Raw genomic sequence first — 21,548 nt, forward strand, 5'->3', positions numbered from 1 at the left:
CTGGGTTTCGCGACCGCGCGTTTCGGCGGTTCATCGGTATGTCCCTTGGATGCCGGGCAGCGCGCCCCTTGCGCCGCAGCAGAATGGACATGCCGGACCGCTTGCCCCGGGCCAGCCGGAAAGGGTGGTCGTTCTGCTTGATGAGGTTGCCCGGCACATGGGAATGGCCGGAACACCGGACTTGGCCGAACCGATGTGATGACGTCGTAGGCCTCTCGGCCGGAAGACGGAGTCGTGGCTGCTATGTGATTGCCGGAGCAATTTTCCGGCTCAGATTTGGCCAGGAAAAGCGCCCTGCGGCACTGAAAAAATTGGTCGGGGAGACAAGATTCGAACTTGCGACCCTCTGCTCCCAAAGCAGATGCGCTACCAGGCTGCGCTACTCCCCGACGCGATCTGCCCTAGAGCATTGCGCGGCCCTGCGGCAAGGCGCAATCGCGATCGCAAGACGCTGCGGGCCGGGTGGGGCTTGGTAAACCGGACAGGGTCTGTCATGCTCGTGCGCGCTCCGCCGGCCCTGGACGGCGGACCGGAATGGAGCTTGCCGAGGCATGTCGGGTTTTTTCAAACGGCTGCGGTGCCTGTTCGGAAGGCATTCCCCGGCGCGCCGCCTCGTGCAGTATGAGGGGCATCTCAAGGTCGGTCCCTGCCGCCACTGCGGGCGGCCGCTGGAGAAGGGCGCCGAGGGCAAGTGGGTGCCGCGCATCCGGCCGCATGCAGGCCCGGCACGCACCGCTGGCGATTGACCTTGGCGCGGGCTGCGGCCAATTGACGGCCGGGCCACATCGCCCGCCCCCATCCCCCGTGAGGCTAGAGGAGCGACCATGACGAGCTGGACTTCCACCGATCCCATGACGGGCGATGTTGTGTGGCAGGGCGAGGATGCTGACGTCGATGCGGCGGTGGCCGCCGCACGGGCAGCCCAAGGAACCTGGGCGCTGCGTCCGCTGGCCGAGCGTATCGCGATTGCCGAACGTTATGCCGAGGTGGTCAAGGCCCATGCCGAGGACTTTGCCGCGCTGATCGCGCGCGAGACGGGCAAGCCGCTGTGGGAAGCGCGGACCGAAGTCGGCACGGTGGCCGCCAAGGTGGCGATCTCGATCACGGCGCAGGCCGAACGCGCGGGCGAGCGGCATGGCGAGGCGGCCGGCGTTCCGCAAGCGCTGCGCCACAAGCCGCATGGCGTGCTGGCGGTGCTGGGCCCCTACAATTTCCCCGCGCACCTGCCCAACGGCCATATCGTGCCGGCGCTGCTGGCCGGCAATGCGGTGGTGTTCAAGCCGTCCGAACTGACCCCGGCTTCGGGCGCGTTCATGGCGGGGCTGTGGCAGGAAGCCGGGCTGCCCGAGGGCGTACTGGTGGTGGCGCAGGGCCGCGCCGATACCGGCCGTGCACTGGCCGCGCATCCGGAGCTGGACGGGCTGCTGTTCACCGGTTCCTCCAACACCGGCCTCGCGCTGCACCAGGCCTTTGCCGCGCGGCCGGACCGCATCCTTGCGATCGAGACGGGCGGCAACAACCCGCTGATTGCCTGGGACATTGCCGAGGCCGACGTGGAAGCGGCGGCGTCGCTCGTGGTGCAATCGGCGTTTCTGTCTGCCGGCCAGCGGTGCACTTGTGCGCGGCGGCTGCTTGTGGGGCCTGATGGCGATGCGCTGATCCATGCCGTTGCCGCCATGGCGGACCGGATCGTTGCGGGCGGACCCTTCGACGAGCCCGCGCCGTTCATGGGCCCGGTTGTGGACATGAACGCGGCGGCGCGCGTCGAAGCGGCTTGGGCGGCGCTGGTCGCCATGGGCGGAAACGTGCTCCGCCCGCTTCAGCGCCTGCGCGAGGGCACACCGCTGCTGTCGCCCGCCATCGTCGATGTGACCGGCCTTGCCGTGCCCGACGAGGAAATCTTCGGCCCCGTGCTGCAGGTGATCCGTGTGGCCGATTTCGAGGCGGCGATGGCTGCGGCCAACGCCACCCGCTTCGGCCTTGCCGCGAGCCTCATCGGCGGGGATGAGGCGCTCTACCGCCGCTTCTGGGCCGCCAGCCGCGCCGGCGTGGTTAACTGGAACCGCCCGACCAATGGTGCGGCGTCCTCGGCGCCGTTCGGCGGGGTGGGGATTTCGGGCAACCACCGCCCGAGCGCCTACTACGCGGCGGATTACTGCGCATGGCCGGTGGCAAGCCTGGAGAGCCCGGCCATCGCCGCCGCGGCGCTTACGGGGCTCAGGGGCTAGGGCCCAAATCCGGGCGATGCGGGGGTCGCGAGAATATCTCAAGCGAACTTGAGGTTGGTGGGCCCGGCAGGATTCGAACCCGCGACCTAGCCGTTATGAGCGGCCAGCTCTAACCGCTGAGCTACAGGCCCACCTTGCGCGCGGAGTTAGTGCCAGCGCGCCGCCTTGGCAAGCGCTCCTCAGATTTGCGCGGCGGCGATGATGTCGGCGACCCCGGCTGGACGGACACCCCGCTTGCCGAGGTAGGCAAAGACCGCGCGCCACCAGTCGTAGAGCTGGTCGAGACCGTCCTCGTCGCGCACATAGGGGGTAAGGCCCGGGCGCAGCGAAGGGCTGTGGAACGAGAAAACGAGCACGGGCAGGCCATCATCGAGCGCGATGTCGATGCCCTTGATCGCTTCCTCGATACTCACGCCTTCAGGGGTGAGCGGTATGCGTTCGAGCAGCGACATCCGCGCGAGCAGGCCGCGCAGCTTAGGCATCCGCCAGAGCGAGGGATAGAGCAGCGGGCCCTGCTGGCGCAACATGCCCCAGAACACCGTGGTGAGCGGCAGTTCCATCAGGCCGCCGGGCTGGTCCACCCACCACGGCACAACCGGATGCTCGCGGAAGTTGGGGCCGCCGGTCGAGCTGTAGTCAAACCGCGCGCGGACGGATGTGTCGATGGCCAGCCCGGCGCGCGCGAGAATCTCTGCGCTGGCAGGGCCGATGCCATAGCGCCCGGCGCGGTAGATCAGCGGAGCCTTGCCGAAGGCGCGCTCGATCGTATCGCGCAGGGTATTGAACTTGGCCGCTTCCAGCTCGGGCGGGAGATTGCCGGCATAGCTGTTGAAGACGGTGACGTCCTCATCGTGCGGCGGGCTGACCCAGGGGTGGAGCTGGACGCCGATCTCGCCACGCCCGGCGGCAACCGCATCGCCCAGCGCCTCTACCGCGGCAGGATCGGTCGCGATCGGATAGTCGATGAGGTAGATCGGCTTGACGCCGAGCCCCTCACAGAACTGCTGGAAGCGGGCGAGCCGCGGCACGTGGCTGAGGCCATGTCCGGTGCGGCCGAGCGGCTGCGTCCAGTCGAACTCTTCCTCGGTATCGACGGTGACGATGAACCGCTGGCCGAAACCGGCGGCAAAACGCACGTGGCTACCGGCACCAGGGACATCGAGAATATTCGGCTGAGCCACGCGCGTGCAACGTCCCCCTTAGCCGCCCTGTCCGGCCGCTACGCCCCTTTGGCTAGGTGGATGCCGCGTGGCGGTCAAGAGCGGCAAGGTGACGTCGAGACGTGCCCCTTCGCGCTGGAACAGGCCACCGGCTGCCCGCACTTCTGCCGCGCAGAGCCGCAGGGCAAAGGCGCTGCCGAGCATGCCCCCCGGACCGGCAAAACTGTCGGCCGACAGGGGCGCGGTCTCGCCCGGCTCGGCAAGCGCAGCCGGTAGCGGCAAGGTGAGGCGCACGCCAAGCCCCAGCGGGCCGGTGCCGACGCGCAGCGACAACGCGATCCGCTCGCCCGGCGCGGCCGCGCTGGCGACAAGCGACAGCAGGCGCCAAAGCGTCCGCTCGAGCTCCTCGCCGGGCACGGCGACCGGCAGCGGGCCATCGGGCAGATCATGCGCAAGCACAGCCTCGCGCGGGGCGAGCAAGGGCTCCAGCTGGTTGATCAACCGGGTGAGGAGCGCAGTGATGTCGCTCGCCGTCTCGGCAGGGACGGGCTGCGCTGCGGCGGCGGTTTCCAGCATCGCCAGCCGCTCGACATCCTCAAAGCCGGCCAGCATGCGTGCGGCATCGGAGGCGATCCCTGCGGCAAGGCTGCGGTATTGGTGCGGGGTGGGGCCAAGCATCTGCTGCTGGATCAGCTCGGCAAAGCCCTGGATCGCATTGATCGGCGTGCGCAGTTCATGGAGCATCTGGCGCAGGCGGTCGGTGCTGCGGGCAGCGGTATCGTCGTTTGCGGCGGGGGCTTCGCTGGCGGGGCGTGCGGGCGGTCGGCGCAGGCGGGCATGCCAGCCCTGGAAGTGGCCGGTTTCGGCGGCGAAGCCAGGCACCGCGTCGATCCGCCAGACGCCCGCGGCGACCCCCGGGCCTTCGAGTTCGATACGCCCGCCGATCACTGGCAGGCGCGCGCGTGCCGCACCGAGCGTTGCAGGATCGCACGCGACCGGCGCATCGGGATCGCCGGCAAAGGGCCGCAGCCCGACGAACATCGCTGCCACCGCGCCATCGGCGGCGACAACCGTGCCTTCGGCATCGATGGTGAGATCGATGGCCGTGATCGCGGGAGGTGTTGGCAGCGGCTCGTCGGCAAAGGGCAGGCGGGTCTGCCCGGTGCCGAGGGGGCGGGCCCCGTTGCCCGGGGTGCCCGGTGCCGTGTCGCGCGCGCGGCGGAACGCCTCGATCCGGGCGATGATCGCGCTGATTCCATCCCCAGCAGGCACCGGTTCGGGCCGCGTGGCCGGTTCGTCCGGCTGGAGCAGCGTGCCGGTCTGCGGCAACGGGACGAGCTCGCCTGCGGCCGGCGCGACCTCTTCGAAGCCCGGCGGCAGCGGCAGCGCGAAATCGGTGATGCCGAACCGGGCAAGCAGGGCCTCTACGTCCGGACCCAGATCCCGGCGGTGGCGCAGGAAGCCGCGCGCCTGCACGGGAAGATCGGGAATGAGCTGCAACCACTGGCGCTCGCTCAGGCGCGCGGAGGTTATCGCGGCGAGTGCCACTTTGGGACCAGCCTCGGCAAAATGCTCGAGCAGGATTGGTGAACGCAGGGCTGATGCGGCAATAAGGGATGCACTCGCGCCCTCGCCCAGCATCGCCACCAGCGAATCGAGGCGCGCGAGTGCGGCGACATGGGCCGTGGTCCAGCGTTCGGCGGGGGTGCGGCCAAGAAGGTCCAGCAACTGGCGCATTTGCGTGGCGACCGCACTCGGTCCGGCCGCGACGGTGCGCAGCACGGTTTCAAGGCGATCGTCGACAATCATGCGGTCTTCCGAGAATGGGTGACGCACAGCTGCGCCCCCGGTGTTGGTTAGCGGGACACTAACAAAATGCAGGGAAGCGGGAAGGGGTCTGTTGATTGCGTTGCATTGTGGGACGATTACGATATTAAACAACAAAATTATCGTTCGCAGCCGCACAAGGTGTGGAAAGTTACCAAGATCGGCCCGATCGGCCCCTGCATGTCGCCCAGTCTGCTGGCATGGCGCGGGGCTGCGTTAACCAATCTTGGCGAAACCGTCCATCCGAGCGCACGCAGGATAAGAACAGAACCATGGCAACACTCGACGGGATCGACCGGCGGCTCCTCGCCGAACTGCAGGATGAAGGGCGCGTGACAAACGTCGAGCTGGCCCAGCGCGTCGGCCTCACCGCGCCGCCCTGCCTGCGCCGGGTGCGCGCGCTGGAGGAGGCCGGGGTCATCCGCGGCTATCATGCCGAACTCGACCCTTCGAAACTCGGCTTCGCGATTACCGTGTTCGCGCTCGTCAGCCTTAAGAGCCAGGCCGAGGAATCGCTGCGGCAGTTCGAGGAGCACATGCGAACCCTGCCCGAAGTGCGCGAGTGCCACATGCTCAACGGCGAGATCGACTTCATCCTGAAGATCGTCAGCCGCGATTTGCAGAGCTTCCAGGAATTCCTGACCAGCAAGCTGACGCCGGCGCCCAATGTGGCGAGCGTGAAGACCTCGCTGACGATCCGCACCGCCAAGCAGCTCCCCGGCGTGCCGCTGGACGATTGAGCGCGGGCGGGCAGGCAGCATACAGGCAGATGGCGGGGCGGCGAGCGTGAGCGGTATCCCCGAGGAACTGCTCGACGCCTGCTATGCCGACATGCGGCGGATGGCCCGGCGGATTCTCGTCGGGGATGGCGCCGGTGCGGTGATCCAGCCGACCGAACTGGCCAACGAGGCGGCGATCCGGCTGCTTCGCTCCAATCTGGGCGAGCTGAGCGGGCAGGGGCATCTGCTTGCCTATGCCGCGCGCACCATGCGGCAGGTGCTGATCGACGAGGCGCGCAAGCAGGCGGCGAGGAAGCGGCAGGCCGCGGACATGATGACCGTGTTTCCGGACGATCCGGCGCGGGGGCTGGTTCCGATCGAGGACCTTGATCGCGCTTTGGCGGAGCTGGCCGGCCATTCGGCAGACTACGCCCGGATCGTGGAGCTGCGCTTTATGCTGGGGCTTACCGTGGCCGAAACGGTGGCGGCAACCGGGCTATCGCACCGTACCGTGCTGCGGCGCTGGAATGCGGCGCGGCTGTGGCTGCTGGAGCGGCTCGATCGGCCCGAACCGGCGTGAGCGGGGAAGCAGGCTCCGATCAGGACATCGAGCGGCGCGTGCTGGCACTGATGGAGCGCCTGCTGGCATGGCCCGGCCATGCACGTTTTCGCGCCAGGCTGCTGAAGAACGAAAGCCCGGCGGTGCTGGCGCGGATCGCCGCGCTGGAGCGCGCGGCAGCGGCGAAGGGTTCGATGCCGACCGAACTGCCCGCGGGCTTGGAGGAAGACCCGCTGCCGCCGCCCGAACGGTTCGGCCCCTTCGCGATCACCCGGCGGATCGGCGTGGGCGGGATGGGCGAGGTCTGGGAAGCGCAGCGCGACGACGGGCTGTTTGAACAGCGTGTGGCGATCAAGCTGATCCAGCCGCGCCTGCAGGTGCGCGCGGGCGAGGCCTTTGCCGCCGAGCGGCGGATCCTCGCGCGGCTGGAGCATCCCGGCATTGCGCGCCTGATCGACGGCGGCATGACCGCCGACGGGCGGCCCTGCCTGGTGATGGAATATGTCGATGGTCTTTCCATCGACGAGGCGGGCAAGGGGCTGCCCCTGGCAGAGCGCCTGCGCCGGTTTGGCGAAGCGGCCCGGGCTGTGCACTACGCGCATACGCGGCTGGTGGCGCATGGCGATCTCAAACCGTCCAACATCCTCGTCGACACGGATGGGCGGGTGCGGTTGCTCGATTTCGGCATCGCGCGGCTTCTTGGCGACGAGGCGGATGCCCTGCTGCTTTCGGGTGCGGTGACAAGTGCCTTTGCGAGCCCCGCACGGCTGGCGGGCGCACTGCCATCGGTGGCGGACGATGTCTTCGCACTGGGGCGGCTGCTGGAAAGGATCGCAGGGGACGACGGTGATGCGGAACTGGGCGCGATCAGGGCCCGGGCCTGCGCACCTGAGGAGGCGGCGCGCTATGCCGGGGTGCCCGAACTGCTCGCCGATCTGGAGCGCCGCGAGGGGCATTTCCCGCTCGTGGCCAGACCGCCGGACCTGAGCTATCGAGCGCGCCTGTTCGTGCGGCGACGGTGGAAGGCGCTGGCGGGGGCAGCGGCGCTGGTGGCGCTTGCCGGCGCGGCCGGGGCAGGCCTGCTGGTGGCCGAGCGGGAGAAGATCGAGGCAGGTGCCCGCTTCGAGGACGCGCGCGGGACCGCACGCTATCTGCTCTACACGCTCTATGACCAACTCGAGCGGCAACCGGGCTCGCTGGAATTGCGGCGCGAGGTGGCCGAAACCGCGCAGCGCACGCTCGACCGGCTGGCCGGCAGCAAGTGGGCAGGGCGGGCGGTGCGGGTCGAGGCGGCCGAGGGCCTGCTGCGGCTGGCGCAGGTGCAGGGGAGCCCGCTGGGGCCCAATCTTGGTCAACCGGACAAGGCTCGGGCCAATATCGATACGGCGCTGCGGTTGCTCGAAGGGGCTGGTGCGCCGCGCCGTCTGGTTGCGCAGGCGCAGCTGGACAGTGCATGGCTGGCAGAGCTGGTCGAGGAAGATACTCCGCGTGCGAAGCGGGACCTTGCGGCCTCTTACAAGGCGACCGGACCCGGTGCTGCCGAGACCGATCTGCAACGGGCAGGGCAATATGTGCTCAAGGCGATCATCGACCAGTGGGACCAGCGCTACCGTTTCGCGATTGCCGATGCCAATCAGGCAGAGGCCGCTCTGGCGGAAGATACGGCCCTCCCCGCGCTGATCCTGCGTTCGCGGGCGGCCGAGGCGCGCGGGGACGTGATCTGGTATGGCGGTGACAACAAGGGGGCGGTGCCTGCCTATCGGCAAGCGGTGACCGTGCTCGAAGATGCGGTGCGGCGCTATCCGCGGAGCATCCACGCGCTGCGTCGGCTGGGCCACGCGCGCTGGGCGCTGGCTTCCGCGCTGGCAGACAGCGGAGACGTGCCGCAGGGGCTGCACCAGATCGAACAATCGTGCGCGGAATTGAAGCGCGTCGTCGCGTTCGATCCGGCCGATGACGATGCGCGCCGGCACCTCCATATCAGCGAAAACGCGCGCGGGGGCATCTTGGTGCAGGCCGGTCAGGTGGGCGAGGGTCTGGCGCTGCTGGCGGCGACGGCGGCAGAACGCAAGGCACTGTGGCAGGCGCATCCGGAGGAAGCGCGACGGATGCGCGATTATGCGGTGGAAGTGAAGCCGCTTGCCGATCTGCAGGTCAAGGCCGGCCGGGTGCGCGAGGCCTGCGCGAGCTACGCCGAGGCGCGGCGGGTGTTCGAGGCGATGGACCGGGGGGGGCGCCTGACTGCGCAGGACCGCAGCAATCAGCTTGGCAATATCCTGAAATCGCAGGAGAAGTACTGCCGCTAGTCCGGATCGGACTGTTTTTGTCTACCCAGGCTGGCCGATCAGCAGACCGTTTCACGCATTCCTTGTCAGGAAATAGGCTGCGCAAAGGACTGCGATCATGGGCACGTACAACCTGACCGAAGGCGACGACACTCTCGGGATCGATCCGTTCCGCTACCCATCGGATGATCCGGGACCCTATGTGGTCAATGGCCTCGGCGGCAATGACACCATCAATGGCGGCTTTCAGGGCGATACGCTGAACGGTGGCGACGGCAACGACTCGCTGGCAGGACTCCAAGGCGCGAACCTTGTTCATGGCAACAATGGTGACGACTATATCCAGATCTACAACGAAAGCGGCCCGGGGCCGGACTATGCGAACTATGATCTGCTGGCGGACAACGTGTTCGGCGATGCCGGGAATGACACGATCCAGTTCATCCTTGGCGGTGCTTCGGTAGCCCACCGCGCCGATGGCGGAGCGGGGCTCGATACTCTCGCGATCAGCTTCGAGGCGCGGGTAAACTTTGCCACCCAACAGGAATACATCTATAACCGCACCATTGACTTGCGCGGGTTGTGGAGCGGCGGCACGGGCAAGGTTGATACCGGCATCGTGCGCGGCTTCGAGCATCTGAGCGGCATTTCCGGCGGCAGCGGCGACGACACGATCATCGTGGGCAACTATGTCGCGCCGATCAATCCGGCGACGGGCTCTCCCTTTGACGGGCCGTCGATCTATGGCCAGGCCGGGAACGACACGATCTCGGGCGGAGCATCGGCCGATTTCATCAACGGCGGCTATGGCAACGACACGGTCTATGGCAACGATGGTGATGACTATCTGAGCGAGGGCTATGGCGGTCCCGGCGGGGGGAACGATCTGATCCGTGGGGGCAACGGTGACGATATCATCATCGGCGGTGGGGGCGATGACCGGCTCTACGGCGATGCTGGCAACGACGATATTCAGGACGGCGAAGGCAGGAACCTGATCTCGGGCGGGGTCGGCAACGATCACCTTACCGGTGGGGCTGACGCGGACCGCATCTACGGCGGAGAAGGCAACGACACGCTCAACGGTGCCGATGGCAACAACGTGCTGTCTGGCGATGCGGGGGACGACAGCCTGTTCGGCGGCGCGAATGTCGATGTGATGAACGGCGGCATCGGGGATGACTTCCTCTTCGGCGCAGCGGGCAACGACCGGCTGATCGGCGGCGCGGGGGCCGACACCCTGCAGGGCGGCAACGGGGCCGACACGCTCTATGGCGGTGCGGGCAACGATACGCTGGATGAAAGCGTGCAGGACGATGCCGCGAACGACAAACTCTACGGCGAGGCGGGCAACGACATCCTGCGCGGCGGCGGCGGGGCAGACCGGCTCGACGGCGGAACAGGCACCGATACGCTGAGCGGCGGCGCGGGGCGCGATTTCTTCACCTTCACCACCGCGCCCGACGGCGACATGATCACGGATTTCACCCGTACCGAGGGCGACAAGATCCTGCTTTCCAAGGCGGTCTACACCGGCTTTGCCGCAAAGGGCGTGCTGGCAGCGGACGCTTTCTACGCGGCGGCTGGCGCGGACAGCGCCCATGATGCCAGCGACCGCATCGTCTACAACACCACCACCGGCGCCTTGTGGTATGACGCGGACGGCACCGGCGAAGCGGCGGCACAGCTGATCGCGACGCTGGGCGATGGCAGCCATCCCAAGCTGGCCTACGTGGATATCCTGATCATCGCGTAAGGCACTTTGCGGGCTCCGTCGTCACCTGCCGCGCAGCTGAAAAGGCCTGTGCGGCCGGGCAGAACGGCGTGGTTGTCTGTCCTTCGGCAGCGCCGGAGGCGGGAGAGAAATTTAACGTTCTTGGGTTACTTCGCCACGTAACGGATGGATTGTGACCTGCCGTGCTGCCGTGCGCCTGTCTGCTGCGCGGGGCAGTGCTGCACGGTACGTGCGGGGACCCGGAATGGTAGAAATCGTCAAGGCCGGCAGCGAATTCCTGGTCAACAGCCAGGTGACCGGCTTTCAGGACCAGCCCTCGATCACCGGGCTTGCAAGCGGCGGCTTCGTCGCGACCTGGGTGGATTATTCAGCGGCCAGCGGGCTGGGCGTGGCCAAGGCGCAGCTCTACAGCGCGGCGGGCGCCAAGGTGGGCGGCGAATTCGCGGTCGCGGCAGGTGCGGGCACCGACCAGTCGTTCCCGACCGTGGCGAGCCTTGCCAGCGGCGGCTTCGTGGTGACCTGGACCGAAGCAGGCGTGCAGTCCGACTACAAGATCAAGGCGCAGGTCTATGATGCGGCGGGCGCGGTGGCGGCGCCTGCGTTCCTCGTCAACTCGCAGACCTGGACGCAGCAGGGCGGCAACAATCTGCCCGGCAATCACAATCCTACGATCACGGGCCTTGCCGGGGGCGGCTTCGTGGTGACCTGGCAGGACTATGCCGGCACCGCTGGCGATGCGAGCGGCGCGGGTGTGCTGGCGCAGGTCTACAACGCGGCGGGTGCGGCGCAGGGCAGCGCGGTGCGGGTCAACACCCAGACCACGGGCGACCAGACGCAGCCGAGCGTGACGAGCCTTGTCGGCGGCGGCTTCGTGGTGACGTGGATGGATGGCAACGCCAACAGCACCGCGATGAAAGCGCAGCTGTTCAGCGCGGCGGGCGCCAAGGTGGGCGGCGAGATCCTGGTCGATGCCGAGGCGCAGAGCGATCAGGCCCTGCCGGTGGTGACGGGCCTCGCGGGCGGCGGCTTCGCGGTGGCGTGGCAGGATTCCAGCCCGGCGCCAGGCGAGCCCGATACGCTGATCCGCGCCGCGATATTCAGCGCGGCCGGCGCGAAAGTGGGCACTTCGTTGCTGGTGAGCGACACGGCTGCCGGCGAACGCGATTTCCCCTCGATCACCAGCTTGCCCGATGGCGGGTTCGTGGTGACCTGGCAGCATTTCGTCAGCCCGACCGACAGCGACATCAAGGCGCAGATCTTCGACGTCAGCGGCAGCAAGGTCGGCACCGAAATGCTGATCAACACGGTCACCGCCGGCTATCAGGAACACCCGGTGATCAGCGGCATCGGCGGCGGCTTCGTCATCGCGTGGGGCGATGGCAGCGGGCTTGGCGGCGATGCCGATGGCACGAGCATCAAGGCGCAGGTCTACACCGTCAGCAGCTACAACGTGATGACCGGCACCGAAGGTGTCGACACGCTGACCGGCACGGGCCGCGACGACCACATCATCGGCCTTGGCGGGAACGATACGCTGACCGGCCTTGGCGGCAACGATCTGCTCGACGGCGGGGCGGGTGCCGACACGATGGCGGGCGGCCTCGGTGACGACATCTATGTGGTCGACAATGCCGGCGACGTGGTGACCGAACAGGCGGGGCAAGGCACCGATACGGTGCAGACCACGCTCGCGAGCTATACGCTGGGTGCCAACGTCGAGAATCTCACCTTCACCGACAATGCTGCGCATACGGGCACCGGCAACGCGCTGAACAACGTGCTGACCGGCGGCGGCGGGGCGGACAACCTGAATGGCGGCGCCGGTGCGGACCGCATGGTCGGCGGCGCGGGGAACGACACCTACACGGTCGACAACGCGGGCGATGTGGTGGTGGAGAACGGGGGCGAGGGGACGGACACCGTGTCCGCCTCGATCACCTGGACACTGGGCGCGAATGTCGAGAATCTGACGCTTTCTGGCAGCGCCGCGATCAATGGCATCGGCAACGCCGATGCCAACGTGATCACCGGCAACGCGGCGGCCAACGTGCTGGCCGGCCTTGGCGGCAACGACACGCTGAACGGCGGTGCGGGTGCGGACACCATGGCCGGCGGGTTGGGCGATGACAGCTACGTGGTCGACAATGCCGGCGACGTGACGACCGAAGCGGCGGGCGAGGGCACCGATCTCGTGACGGCCTCGATCACGTGGACGCTGGGTGCCAACCTCGAGAACCTGACGCTTTCCGGCAGCACGGCCATCAACGGCACCGGCAACGGCAGCGCCAACGTGATCACCGGCAACGCTGCGGCCAACGTGCTGACCGGCCTTGGCGGCAACGACACGCTGAACGGCGGTGCGGGCAACGACACGATGGTCGGCGGGCTGGGCGACGACAGCTACGTCGTCGACAGCACGGGCGATGTGGTGACCGAACTCGCCGGCGAGGGCACCGATCTGGTGACGTCCGCGATCACCTGGACGCTGGGCGCGAATGTCGAGAACCTGACGCTTTCAGGCAGCGCCGCGATCAATGGCACCGGCAATGGTGATGCCAATGTGATCACCGGCAACGCGGCCGCGAACACGCTGACCGGGCTTGGCGGCAACGACACGCTGAACGGCGGTGCCGGTACCGACATCCTGATCGGCGGGTTGGGCGATGACACCTATGTCGTCGACAACATCGGCGACGTGGTGACCGAAGCGGCGGGCCAGGGCACGGACACGGTCCAGACGGCGCTTTCAAGCTACACGCTGGCGGCCAATGTCGAAAACCTGATCTTCACCAACGGCTCGAACCACACGGGCGTGGGCAATGCACTCGCCAACGTGATCACCGGCAATGCCGGCAACGACACGCTGGATGGCGGTGCAGGGGCCGACACGCTGCTGGGGGGCATCGGCAACGACAGCTATGTGATCGACAACGCGGGCGATGCGGTGAACGAACTGGCCGGGCAGGGCACCGACCTCGTCACTGCCTCGGTCAGCTATACGCTTTCGGCCAATGTCGAGAACCTCACGCTTTCGGGCAGCGGCGCGATCAGCGGCACCGGCAATGCCGATGCCAACGTGATCACCGGCAATTCCGGCGGAAACACGCTGACCGGGCTTGGCGGCAACGATACGCTCGTCGGCGGCACCGGGGCCGATACGCTGATCGGCGGGCAGGGCAACGACACCTATGTCGTGGACAACAGCGGCGATGTGGTGACCGAACTGGCGGGCGAGGGCACCGATCTGGTGCAGACGACGCTGGCGACCTACGCGCTGACGGCCAATGTCGAAAACCTGACCTTCACCAACGCGTCGGCCCACACCGGCACCGGCAATGCGCTGGCCAACACGATCATCGGCAATGCGGGCAACGATACGCTGAACGGCGGGGCGGGAGCGGATACCCTGATCGGCGGCGCGGGCAACGACAGCTACGTGGTCGACGTGGCCGGCGACGTGGTGACCGAGCAGGCGGCGCAGGGCACCGATCTTGTCACCGCGTCGCTCACCTGGACGCTGGGGGCCAATCTCGAGAACCTCACGCTTTCGGGCACGGCGGCCATCAACGGCACCGGCAACGGCGATGCCAATGTGCTGACCGGCAACGCTGCGGTCAACGTGCTCACCGGCCTTGCCGGCAACGACACGCTGAACGGCGGGGCGGGCAACGATACCCTGATCGGCGGGCTGGGTGACGACATCTACGTTGTCGATGCGGCGGGCGACGTGGTGACCGAAGCCGCGGGCGAGGGCATCGATACCGTCCAGACAACGCTGGCATCCTACACGCTGGGTGCGAACGTCGAGAACCTCACGTTCACCAATTCGGCCGTCCACACCGGCATCGGCAACGCGCTGGCCAACGTGATCACCGGCAACAGCGCCAGCAACACGCTTTCCGGGCTCGACGGGGACGACACCCTCATCGGCGGGCTGGGCAACGATACCCTGCAGGGCGGCGCTGGCAGCGACCGCCTCGTCGGCGGTGCGGGCAAGGACATCCTGAACGGCGGCGCGGGCGCGGATACCTTCGTGTTCGACACCGCGCCGAACAGCGCGAGCAATCTCGATACCGTGCAGGATTTCGCCTCGGGCAGCGACGTGCTCTCGTTTAGCCGCGCGATCTACACCGGGTTTGCTGCGGCAGGGGCGATGGGCGCGGATGCGTTCTGGTCCGGAGCGGGGGTGAACGCCGCGCACGATGTGACCGACCGGTTCATCTACAACACCACGACCGGGGTGCTGTGGTATGATGCCGATGGCACCGGATCGGCTGCGGCGGTGCAGGTGGCGGTGCTGACCGGCACACCGGCGCTGGCGTTCAGCGATTTTCTGATCACGGCCTGAGCGCGCCGCCCCGGCCGGCCCCCCGTTGCTGCGTGCGCGGGTGCAGGCGGGCGGGACTGCGCCTCAGCCTTCCGCCGCGATCATCCGGGCGAGCGCCGCGCGGAAGCGGAACGAGGCGAGGTCGTTCTTGAGGTCGACTGTCGGCGTGGGGCTGGTGTCGAGGCCGATCTGCACCGCGTTGAGGATCACGCGGTCCTCTTCGAAGGCATGCTGCACATCGGCGGTGAACGCGGCCGAAACCGCCGCGTCATCGGGCGCGAAGTCTCTGAGCTGGAACCAGAAATAGCGCGTTTCCCGTGCGTTGACGGGCGTGAGGAAATTGAAGCTGTCCATGCAGAAAGCAGCGGGGTGGAGCGGCCTTCCGTGGCCGCCGGTGCCGGTCGGCACGAACACCGCCTTGATCACCGCATGTGAAGGATAGCGCACCTCGTAATGCTGGTGCCGGTCCGCTCGCCCGGCGAATTTCAGGAACTTGGCATAGAACGGCGCGGGCTCGGTATCGAGCAGCCAGCGCGCGGCGGTGACGCCGTCCGGCGCCGAGACTGTCTCGATCGGTACGGCCGCGCACGAGGCATCGCCGAACGAGCCGGGGTGGACCCAGGTGACGTGCGTGGGATCGAGCAGATTGTCGACCACATGGAGGTAGTGGCAGGCGACGTGCATGACGGGGCCGCGATTGTAGCCCCAATCGGGCGAGCCCCATTGCGGGATGTCGAGGATCAGCGCGGGGTCTGCCGCGGCGGGGTCGCCCAGCCAGATCCAAACGAGGCCGTAGCGCTCGGCGAGCGGATAGGCCCGCACGCAGGTCTGCGGCGGCGCGGCCTGCGTCGGCGCGGCAATGCAGGTGCCGGTCCTGTCGAAGGTGAGACCGTGATACCCGCAGACGATCGTATCGCCATCGCGCCGGCCCAGCGAGAGCGGCAGCTTGCGGTGCGGACAGGCATCCTCGAGCGCGATCGCGCTGCCGTCCTCGGCGCGGGTAAGGACCACACGCGTCCCCAGGATCTCGAGCGGGGTCAGCGCCGACGTGATCGCATCGGCCCAGTCGGCGACGTACCAGGCGTTCCTGAGGTAGCCCTGCGCGCCAAGCTCCACGATCAGGCCCGCGCTTCCGCCGCCTGTTCGTGGTGGCGGATCACTTCCTGGATGATGAAGCGCAGGAACTTCTCGCTGAACTCGGGATCGAGCTTGGCATCGACGGCAAGCGCGCGCAGGCGGGCGATCTGGCGCTCCTCGCGGCCGGGATCACTGGCGGGCAACTGGTGCGCCGCCTTGTAGGCGCCGACGGCCTGCGTGATGCGGAATCGTTCGGCGAGGATGTGGATCATCGCCGCGTCGATATTGTCGATGGATTGGCGATAGCCTGCCAGCACCGGATCCTCGCTCATCCCACATCTCCGTCCATTCACCCCGCGCGAAGGCGCGTGCGGAACCCCATGACACAACTTGCATCTTGCCAAGCGCGGGCAGGCACGCCAAGCGGACGGGCGATGACAGCTACCATCCACCCGATCCCCCGCCGCGCCGAGCCGTCGCTGCAGCCGCTCATGGCGCTCGTGGCCGATGGCATGAACAGTGTCAACGAAGTGATCCTCGGCCGGATGCAATCGCGTATCCCGCTGATCCCGGCGCTGGCGGGTCACCTCATTGCGGGCGGCGGCAAGCGCATGCGCCCGATGCTGACCCTCGCGAGCGCCTCGCTGCTGGGCTATGGCGGCAGCCGGCACTACAAGCTGGCGGCAACGGTGGAGTTCATCCACACCGCGACTCTGCTGCACGACGACGTGGTCGACGGCTCCGACATGCGGCGCGGCAAGAAGGCCGCCAACATCATCTACGGCAACCCGGCGACGGTGCTGGTGGGCGATTTCCTGTTCAGCCGCAGCTTCGAGCTGATGGTCGAGGACGGCAGCCTCAAGGTGCTGAAGATCCTCTCGAACGCCTCGGCCGTGATCGCGGAGGGCGAGGTCGACCAGCTGGTCGCGCAGCGGCAGGTCGATACGAGCGAGGAACGCTACCTCGCGATCATCAACGCCAAGACCGCGGCGCTGTTTGCCGCCGCCTGCCGGATCGCCGCCGTGGTGGCGGAGCGCAGCGAGGCGGATGAACTCGCGCTCGATTCGTATGGCCGCAACCTCGGCATCGCCTTCCAGCTGGCGGATGACGCCATCGACTATGATTCGGACGCCTCTGAAATGGGCAAGGATCAGGGCGACGACTTCCGCGAGGGCAAGATGACCCTGCCGGTGATCCTCGCCTATGCGCGCGGCTCGGCCGAGGAGCGCACGTTCTGGCAGGAAGCGATTGCGGGTGATCGCAACAGCGACGCCGACCTCGCGCACGCCATTTCCCTCATCCGCAAGCACGAGGCCGTGAACGCCACCCGCGAACGCGCGCGCCATTACGCCCAGCGCGCGATCGACGCCATCGCCGCCTTCCCGGCGAGCGCGGCCAAGGCAGCCTTGACCGAAGCGGCGGAATTTGCGGTGGCGCGGCGTTATTGAGTGGCTAGGGACTTATCCCGTTCCGGTCCAGCCGATGTAGCAGTCGCTATCGATCAGAGCTTCAAGTGTGCGGTGGCTGTTGCCTCTGAACACCACACGAGCACCATCTGGTTTACCACGCTCAACGCTTTCGACCGTGTCGGAGGCGAAGTCCTCCTGCTCGAATCTCCGCGACCGACTGAGCATCTCGCGTTTTTGCTCGCGTGCCATGGCGATGGCCTTATCGTCTGAGATAACAGCACAATCCTGCCGCCGTGCAGAATCTTTCTCCTCGATAATCATGCCTGCGAAGAGAGCGACTTCAGCAATGACAATCGCTGTTGTTGCATAGCCGACCCAATGCAGACGTTTCAGCCACTTCGGCGTAGGGACTCCTTCGGGAGGCGTATTGTCCATGTTTCTCGCGTCCCGGTTCTCACCCCATCGGGTACATGATCTCGCGGCTCACCGCGTTGACCGCCTTCATAGCTTCGTCAGACAGCACCACGTCCGCCGCCGCGAAGATCGGCGCGCATTGTTCCTCGGTGGTCACGCCGACGATGGTCGAGGCGACGAAATCGTGCTGCTTCGACCAGGCGACCGCGAAGGTGACGGGATCGAGGCCGTGTTCGCGGGCGATGGCGGCGAAGCGTTCGGCGGATTCGATGGACTTGTCGTTGACGAAGCGGCGCGCCATGCTGGCCTGGCGGCCGCCCATTTCAAGGTACTTCGAGAAGCGCGCGCCATCGGGCCGGGCGCCGCCGCTGTATTTGCAGGCGAGCACGCCACCGCCGATGGGCGAGTAGGGAATGAGGCTCACGCCTTCCTTGCGGCAGACCTGCGCCAGCTCATCCTCGAAGCGGCGGTTGTTGAGGCTGAAGTTGTTCTGGATCGTCTGGTATCGCGCGGCGCCGACGGTTTTCGCGGCCTCGATCGACTTCATCAGGCCCCACGAGGTCTCGTTGGAGCAGCCGAGGATGCGCACCTTGCCCGCGCGGACGAGCTCGTCGAGCGTCTCCATCGTTTCTTCATAGGGCGTGTCGTGATCGGGCCAGTGGGTCTGGTAGAGGTCGATGTAATCGGTGCCGAGCTTCTGGAGGCTTTCCTCGACCGCCTTGATGATATTGTGCCGATCGAGCGCGGTCATGCCATTGCGCTTCGGGCTCTTGAACCAGACGTGGCTGGGGCCGGAGACCTTGGTGGCGAGGATGATCGCATCGCGCGGCTTGGTTTTCAGCCACTTGCCGACGATTTCCTCGGTGCGGCCGACCCACTTCACATCGGGCGGGACGGGATAGCCTTCCGCCGTATCGAAGAAGTTGATGCCGGCATCGTAGCTCATGTCGAGGATGCGCAGGGAGGTGGCTTCGTCGGCCTGGCTGCCGAAGGTCATCGTGCCCATGCAGATATCGGAAACGACGATGGCGGAGGTGCCGAGGCGGCGGTGCTGCATGAGGTGAAATCTCCCGGAAGGTTTGGAGCGCAAGGTGGCGCGGCCATGCGGGCCGGTCAAGGCGCAGGCGTGCTAGCGAAAGTGCGAAGGCGCTAGCCGGGGCGCTTGCCGATGAGCCACCACAGCGCGCTGGCGGCCAGCAGCGCGGCGGCGGCGATCAGGACCGCGATCACCGTGCCGCCGGCGAGAATGCTCGTGAGGAGCGCGACGAGAATTTCGATGCTGGTCCTCATGCCCCTGTTCTCATGGGCGCCGCCCTAGCATGGATTGCAGGGGGCGAAGAGGGTGCTTAGGGCAAAAGGTGTGAGCGAGCTTCCGATCCATGCCGTGCTGCCCGATCTGCTGGGTGCCTTGCGCACCGGGCCTTCGGCCGTGCTGATCGCGCCGCCGGGGGCGGGCAAGACGACGGCGGTGGCGCCCGCGCTGTTGGCCGAGCCTTGGTGCACCGGGCAAGTCATCGTGCTTTCGCCCCGGCGCGTGGCGGCGCGCGCGGCGGCGGAGCGCATGGCGGAATTGCTGGGCGAGGCTGCGGGCGAGACGGTCGGCTATGTCACCCGGCTTGATGCGAAGCGGGGGCCGCGCACGCGGATCGTGGTGATGACCGAGGCGATCTTCGTCTCCGCGCTGCTTGCCGATCCGGAGCTGGGCGGCATTTCGGCGGTGCTGTTCGACGAGGCGCACGAGCGCTCCCTGGGGAGCGATCTGGCGCTGGCGCTGGCCATCGAGGCGCAGGGCGTGCTGCGCGATGACCTGCGGCTGGTGGTGATGTCTGCCACGCTCGACGGCGCGCGGTTTGCGCGGCTCATGGGCGATTGCCCGGTGGTGGAGAGCGAGGGGAAGGCGCACCCCTTGGCGATCCGCTGGCTGGGTTCGCGCCCCGATTTGAAGCCGGAGCAGGCGGCGGCGAGCGCGGTGGTGCAGGCCTGGGGCGAAGAGGAGGGCGACATCCTCGCCTTCCTGCCCGGTGTCGCGCAGATCGAGCGCTGTGCGGACTTGCTGGCGGAGCGGCTGCCGAACGCGCTGGTCCTGCCGCTGCACGGGCAGGTGGAACCGGCGGGGCAGCGCGCGGCGATCCGGCGCGACCGGCAAGGGCGGCGGCGCGTGGTGCTGGCGACGAGCATTGCCGAAACCTCGCTGACCCTCGACGGCGTACGGATCGTGGTCGATGCAGGGCTTTCGCGGAGGTCGGAGTTCGACAAGGCGGCGGGTGTTTCGCGGCTGGTGACAGTGCGCGCGAGCCAGGCCTCTGCCGCGCAGCGCGCGGGCCGCGCGGCGCGGCAGGGGCCGGGCGTGGCCTACCGCTTGTGGGAAGAAGCGGCCCATGCGGGGCGCGAGGCGTTCGATCCGCCGGAAATCCTGACCAGTGATCTGACCCAGCTGGCGCTGACCCTGGCACAGTGGGGCGCGGGCGATCCGGCAGACATGGCGTGGATCGATCCGCCGCCGGCGCCTGCCATGGCCGCAGCGCGCGGTGCCTTGACGGCGCTAGGCGCGCTGGATGCGCAAGGCCGGATCACCACGCACGGGCAGGCGATGGCCGCGCTGCCGATGGAGCCGGCGCTGGCGCATATGCTGCTGTTCGCCGCCGCGAGAGGGCAGGAAAGGGATGCCGCGCAGCTGGCCTTGCTGCTGCAGGAGCGCGGCCTTGGCGGGCGGGGCGAGGATCTTGCAGCGCGGCTGGAGCGCTGGAGCCGCGAGCGGGGCGGGCGCGCCGAGGCCTCGCGCAAATTGGCGGAGCGCTGGGCCAAGGCGGCGGATCGCGCGGCGCGGGAGCTGGGCGCGGAGCGGGCGCAGGAGGTTCCGCTGGGCGTGCTGCTGGCCGAGGCGTTTCCGGACCGGATCGCCCGGGCGCGTGGGGCCAGCGGTGAGGAGTGGCTGGCGTCGGGCGGGCGCGGCTACCGGCTCGATCCGGCAAGTTCGCTGGTACGCGCGCCCTGGCTGGTGATCGGCGATGCGCAGGGCGAGGCCAAGGGCGCGCGGATCACGGCGGCGCTGGCGCTGGAGGAAGCGGACGTCACCCGCCATCTCGCGCACCGGATCGAGGCGCGCCTTGCGCTGAACTGGAACACCGCCGAGGGGCGCGTCGAAGCGCGGCTGGAGCGGCGGCTGGGCGCGGTGGTGCTGGCGCGGGTGCCCGATCCTTCACCGCCGCGGGAGGCGGTGGAGGCGTTGCTGATCGAGCGGCTGCGCGCCGAGGGACTGGGGCTCCTGCCGCTGGGGGACAAGGCCTTGGCGCTGATCGAGCGGGCGCGCTACGCCGGGCTGTCGGCACTGTCCGAGGAGGCCTTGCTTGCGCAGGCGGAGGAATGGCTGGGGCCGCTGCTGGCGGGGCGGCGCGATTTCGGGATCGGGGCTGGCAAGCTGCACGAGGCGCTGCTGGGGCGGCTCGACTGGAACGCGCGGAGCACGCTCGACCGGTTGGCGCCGGCCGAGTTCACCTCGCCCGCCGGGACGAGCCACGCGATTGACTATGCGCATGAGGGCGGGCCAGCGGTGGAACTGCGCGTCCAGGCGCTGTTCGGATTGGACCGGCATCCGATGGTGGGCGATCCGCCCCGGCCGCTGCTGCTTTCGCTCACTTCGCCGGGGCAGAAGCCGATCCAGACGACAGCCGATCTGCCAGGTTTCTGGCGCGGTTCGTGGCGCGATGTGGTGAAGGACATGAAGGGCCGCTATCCCCGGCACCGCTGGCCCGAGACGCCGTGGGAGGAGGAGGCGAGCCTGCGCACGAAGAACGCATTTCAGGCGGGG

Annotated in this window: 15 protein-coding genes and 2 tRNA genes; 8 read left to right on the top strand and 9 right to left on the bottom strand. The window is 67.9% G+C overall.

Annotated features, from left to right (window positions below; translation table 11 throughout):
- Nucleotides 1–312: 312 nt before the first annotated feature.
- A tRNA-Pro gene (locus AQZ52_RS07950) sits at nucleotides 313–389 on the bottom strand.
- Nucleotides 390–824: 435 nt separating this feature from the next.
- On the opposite strand from AQZ52_RS07950, the gene astD reads away from it, so the two are divergent.
- The gene (gene astD / locus AQZ52_RS07960; protein WP_067908196.1) at nucleotides 825–2,228 is read left to right on the top strand and encodes a succinylglutamate-semialdehyde dehydrogenase; all 1,404 of its coding nucleotides are present in this window, start codon (nucleotides 825–827) and stop codon (nucleotides 2,226–2,228) included.
- 55 nt (nucleotides 2,229–2,283) lie between these two features.
- Here astD and AQZ52_RS07965 read toward each other — a convergent pair.
- From AQZ52_RS07965 to AQZ52_RS07975, 3 genes are all read right to left on the bottom strand, one after another.
- A tRNA-Ile gene (locus AQZ52_RS07965) sits at nucleotides 2,284–2,359 on the bottom strand.
- A gap of 48 nt (nucleotides 2,360–2,407) precedes the next feature.
- Nucleotides 2,408–3,409 carry a polysaccharide deacetylase family protein gene (locus tag AQZ52_RS07970; protein ID WP_067908200.1) on the bottom strand — a complete coding sequence of 334 codons (1,002 nt, stop codon included), beginning with the start codon at nucleotides 3,407–3,409 and terminating at the stop codon, nucleotides 2,408–2,410.
- Nucleotides 3,410–3,427: 18 nt separating this feature from the next.
- Complete coding sequence (locus tag AQZ52_RS07975; protein WP_067908202.1) at nucleotides 3,428–5,197, bottom strand: sensor histidine kinase; 1,770 nt, start codon at nucleotides 5,195–5,197, stop codon at nucleotides 3,428–3,430.
- Between the two features lie 290 nt (nucleotides 5,198–5,487).
- Here AQZ52_RS07975 and AQZ52_RS07980 point away from each other — a divergent pair, with 290 nt between their 5' ends.
- The 5 genes from AQZ52_RS07980 to AQZ52_RS19210 all read left to right on the top strand — a co-directional run bounded on the left by AQZ52_RS07980 (nucleotide 5,488) and on the right by AQZ52_RS19210 (nucleotide 14,861).
- Nucleotides 5,488–5,955, top strand: a complete 468-nt coding sequence (locus tag AQZ52_RS07980) for an Lrp/AsnC family transcriptional regulator (RefSeq protein WP_054122293.1) — start codon at nucleotides 5,488–5,490, stop codon at nucleotides 5,953–5,955.
- A 46-nt stretch (nucleotides 5,956–6,001) separates the two neighbouring features.
- Nucleotides 6,002–6,514, top strand: coding sequence for an ECF-type sigma factor (locus AQZ52_RS07985; RefSeq protein ID WP_067908205.1), 513 nt, complete (start codon nucleotides 6,002–6,004; stop codon nucleotides 6,512–6,514).
- Nucleotides 6,511–8,799, top strand: a complete 2,289-nt coding sequence (locus AQZ52_RS07990; RefSeq protein WP_067908208.1) for a serine/threonine protein kinase — start codon at nucleotides 6,511–6,513, stop codon at nucleotides 8,797–8,799. Before AQZ52_RS07985 ends, AQZ52_RS07990 begins: the two co-directional genes overlap by 4 nt.
- A 97-nt stretch (nucleotides 8,800–8,896) precedes the next feature.
- Nucleotides 8,897–10,534, top strand: a complete 1,638-nt coding sequence (locus AQZ52_RS07995; protein ID WP_067908211.1) for a calcium-binding protein — start codon at nucleotides 8,897–8,899, stop codon at nucleotides 10,532–10,534.
- A 223-nt stretch (nucleotides 10,535–10,757) separates the two neighbouring features.
- On the top strand, nucleotides 10,758–14,861 hold the full coding sequence (locus tag AQZ52_RS19210; RefSeq protein ID WP_067908214.1) for a beta strand repeat-containing protein: 4,104 nt from the start codon (nucleotides 10,758–10,760) through the stop codon (nucleotides 14,859–14,861).
- Nucleotides 14,862–14,924: 63 nt separating this feature from the next.
- On the opposite strand, the gene AQZ52_RS08005 is transcribed toward AQZ52_RS19210, so the two are convergent.
- Both AQZ52_RS08005 and AQZ52_RS08010 read right to left on the bottom strand, forming a co-directional pair.
- On the bottom strand, nucleotides 14,925–15,956 hold the full coding sequence (locus tag AQZ52_RS08005; protein WP_067908216.1) for an aromatic ring-hydroxylating dioxygenase subunit alpha: 1,032 nt from the start codon (nucleotides 15,954–15,956) through the stop codon (nucleotides 14,925–14,927).
- Nucleotides 15,957–15,958: 2 nt separating this feature from the next.
- A complete protein-coding gene (locus AQZ52_RS08010; protein ID WP_067908219.1) occupies nucleotides 15,959–16,249 on the bottom strand; it encodes a chorismate mutase in 291 nt (96 codons plus the stop codon).
- 102 nt (nucleotides 16,250–16,351) lie between these two features.
- Here AQZ52_RS08010 and AQZ52_RS08015 point away from each other — a divergent pair, with 102 nt between their 5' ends.
- Entirely contained in the window at nucleotides 16,352–17,365 is a 1,014-nt protein-coding gene (locus AQZ52_RS08015) for a polyprenyl synthetase family protein (protein WP_067908222.1), read from the top strand.
- A 12-nt stretch (nucleotides 17,366–17,377) separates the two neighbouring features.
- On the opposite strand, the gene AQZ52_RS08020 is transcribed toward AQZ52_RS08015, so the two are convergent.
- The 3 genes from AQZ52_RS08020 to AQZ52_RS18450 form a co-directional block, all read right to left on the bottom strand.
- Entirely contained in the window at nucleotides 17,378–17,761 is a 384-nt protein-coding gene (locus AQZ52_RS08020) for a hypothetical protein (RefSeq protein ID WP_067908225.1), read from the bottom strand.
- Between the two features lie 19 nt (nucleotides 17,762–17,780).
- Nucleotides 17,781–18,797 carry an aldo/keto reductase gene (locus tag AQZ52_RS08025; protein WP_067908228.1) on the bottom strand — a complete coding sequence of 339 codons (1,017 nt, stop codon included), beginning with the start codon at nucleotides 18,795–18,797 and terminating at the stop codon, nucleotides 17,781–17,783.
- Between the two features lie 92 nt (nucleotides 18,798–18,889).
- Nucleotides 18,890–19,030 (bottom strand): hypothetical protein, encoded by a 141-nt coding sequence (locus AQZ52_RS18450; RefSeq protein ID WP_156424813.1) that lies wholly within the window; start codon nucleotides 19,028–19,030, stop codon nucleotides 18,890–18,892.
- A 70-nt stretch (nucleotides 19,031–19,100) separates the two neighbouring features.
- Here AQZ52_RS18450 and hrpB point away from each other — a divergent pair.
- Nucleotides 19,101–21,548: ATP-dependent helicase HrpB (gene hrpB, locus AQZ52_RS08030; RefSeq protein ID WP_067909683.1), on the top strand; the 2,448-nt coding region annotated here is incomplete at its 3' end.

The sequence above is a fragment of the Novosphingobium fuchskuhlense genome (assembly GCF_001519075.1).
GTDB classification, from domain to species: Bacteria; Pseudomonadota; Alphaproteobacteria; order Sphingomonadales; family Sphingomonadaceae; genus Novosphingobium; species Novosphingobium fuchskuhlense.

What these genes read in the sequence shown, in the direction of transcription:
- AQZ52_RS08010 (WP_067908219.1), bottom strand. Translation starts at nt 16,249, where the DNA reads ATGAGCGAGGATCCGGTGCTGGCAGGCTATCGCCAATCCATCGACAAT.
- AQZ52_RS08015 (WP_067908222.1), top strand. Translation starts at nt 16,352, where the DNA reads ATGACAGCTACCATCCACCCGATCCCCCGCCGCGCCGAGCCGTCGCTG.
- AQZ52_RS08020 (WP_067908225.1), bottom strand. Translation starts at nt 17,761, where the DNA reads ATGGACAATACGCCTCCCGAAGGAGTCCCTACGCCGAAGTGGCTGAAA.
- AQZ52_RS19210 (WP_067908214.1), top strand. Translation starts at nt 10,758, where the DNA reads ATGGTAGAAATCGTCAAGGCCGGCAGCGAATTCCTGGTCAACAGCCAG.
- AQZ52_RS07980 (WP_054122293.1), top strand. Translation starts at nt 5,488, where the DNA reads ATGGCAACACTCGACGGGATCGACCGGCGGCTCCTCGCCGAACTGCAG.
- astD (WP_067908196.1), top strand. Translation starts at nt 825, where the DNA reads ATGACGAGCTGGACTTCCACCGATCCCATGACGGGCGATGTTGTGTGG.
- AQZ52_RS07995 (WP_067908211.1), top strand. Translation starts at nt 8,897, where the DNA reads ATGGGCACGTACAACCTGACCGAAGGCGACGACACTCTCGGGATCGAT.
- AQZ52_RS08025 (WP_067908228.1), bottom strand. Translation starts at nt 18,797, where the DNA reads ATGCAGCACCGCCGCCTCGGCACCTCCGCCATCGTCGTTTCCGATATC.
- AQZ52_RS18450 (WP_156424813.1), bottom strand. Translation starts at nt 19,030, where the DNA reads ATGAGGACCAGCATCGAAATTCTCGTCGCGCTCCTCACGAGCATTCTC.
- AQZ52_RS07975 (WP_067908202.1), bottom strand. Translation starts at nt 5,197, where the DNA reads ATGATTGTCGACGATCGCCTTGAAACCGTGCTGCGCACCGTCGCGGCC.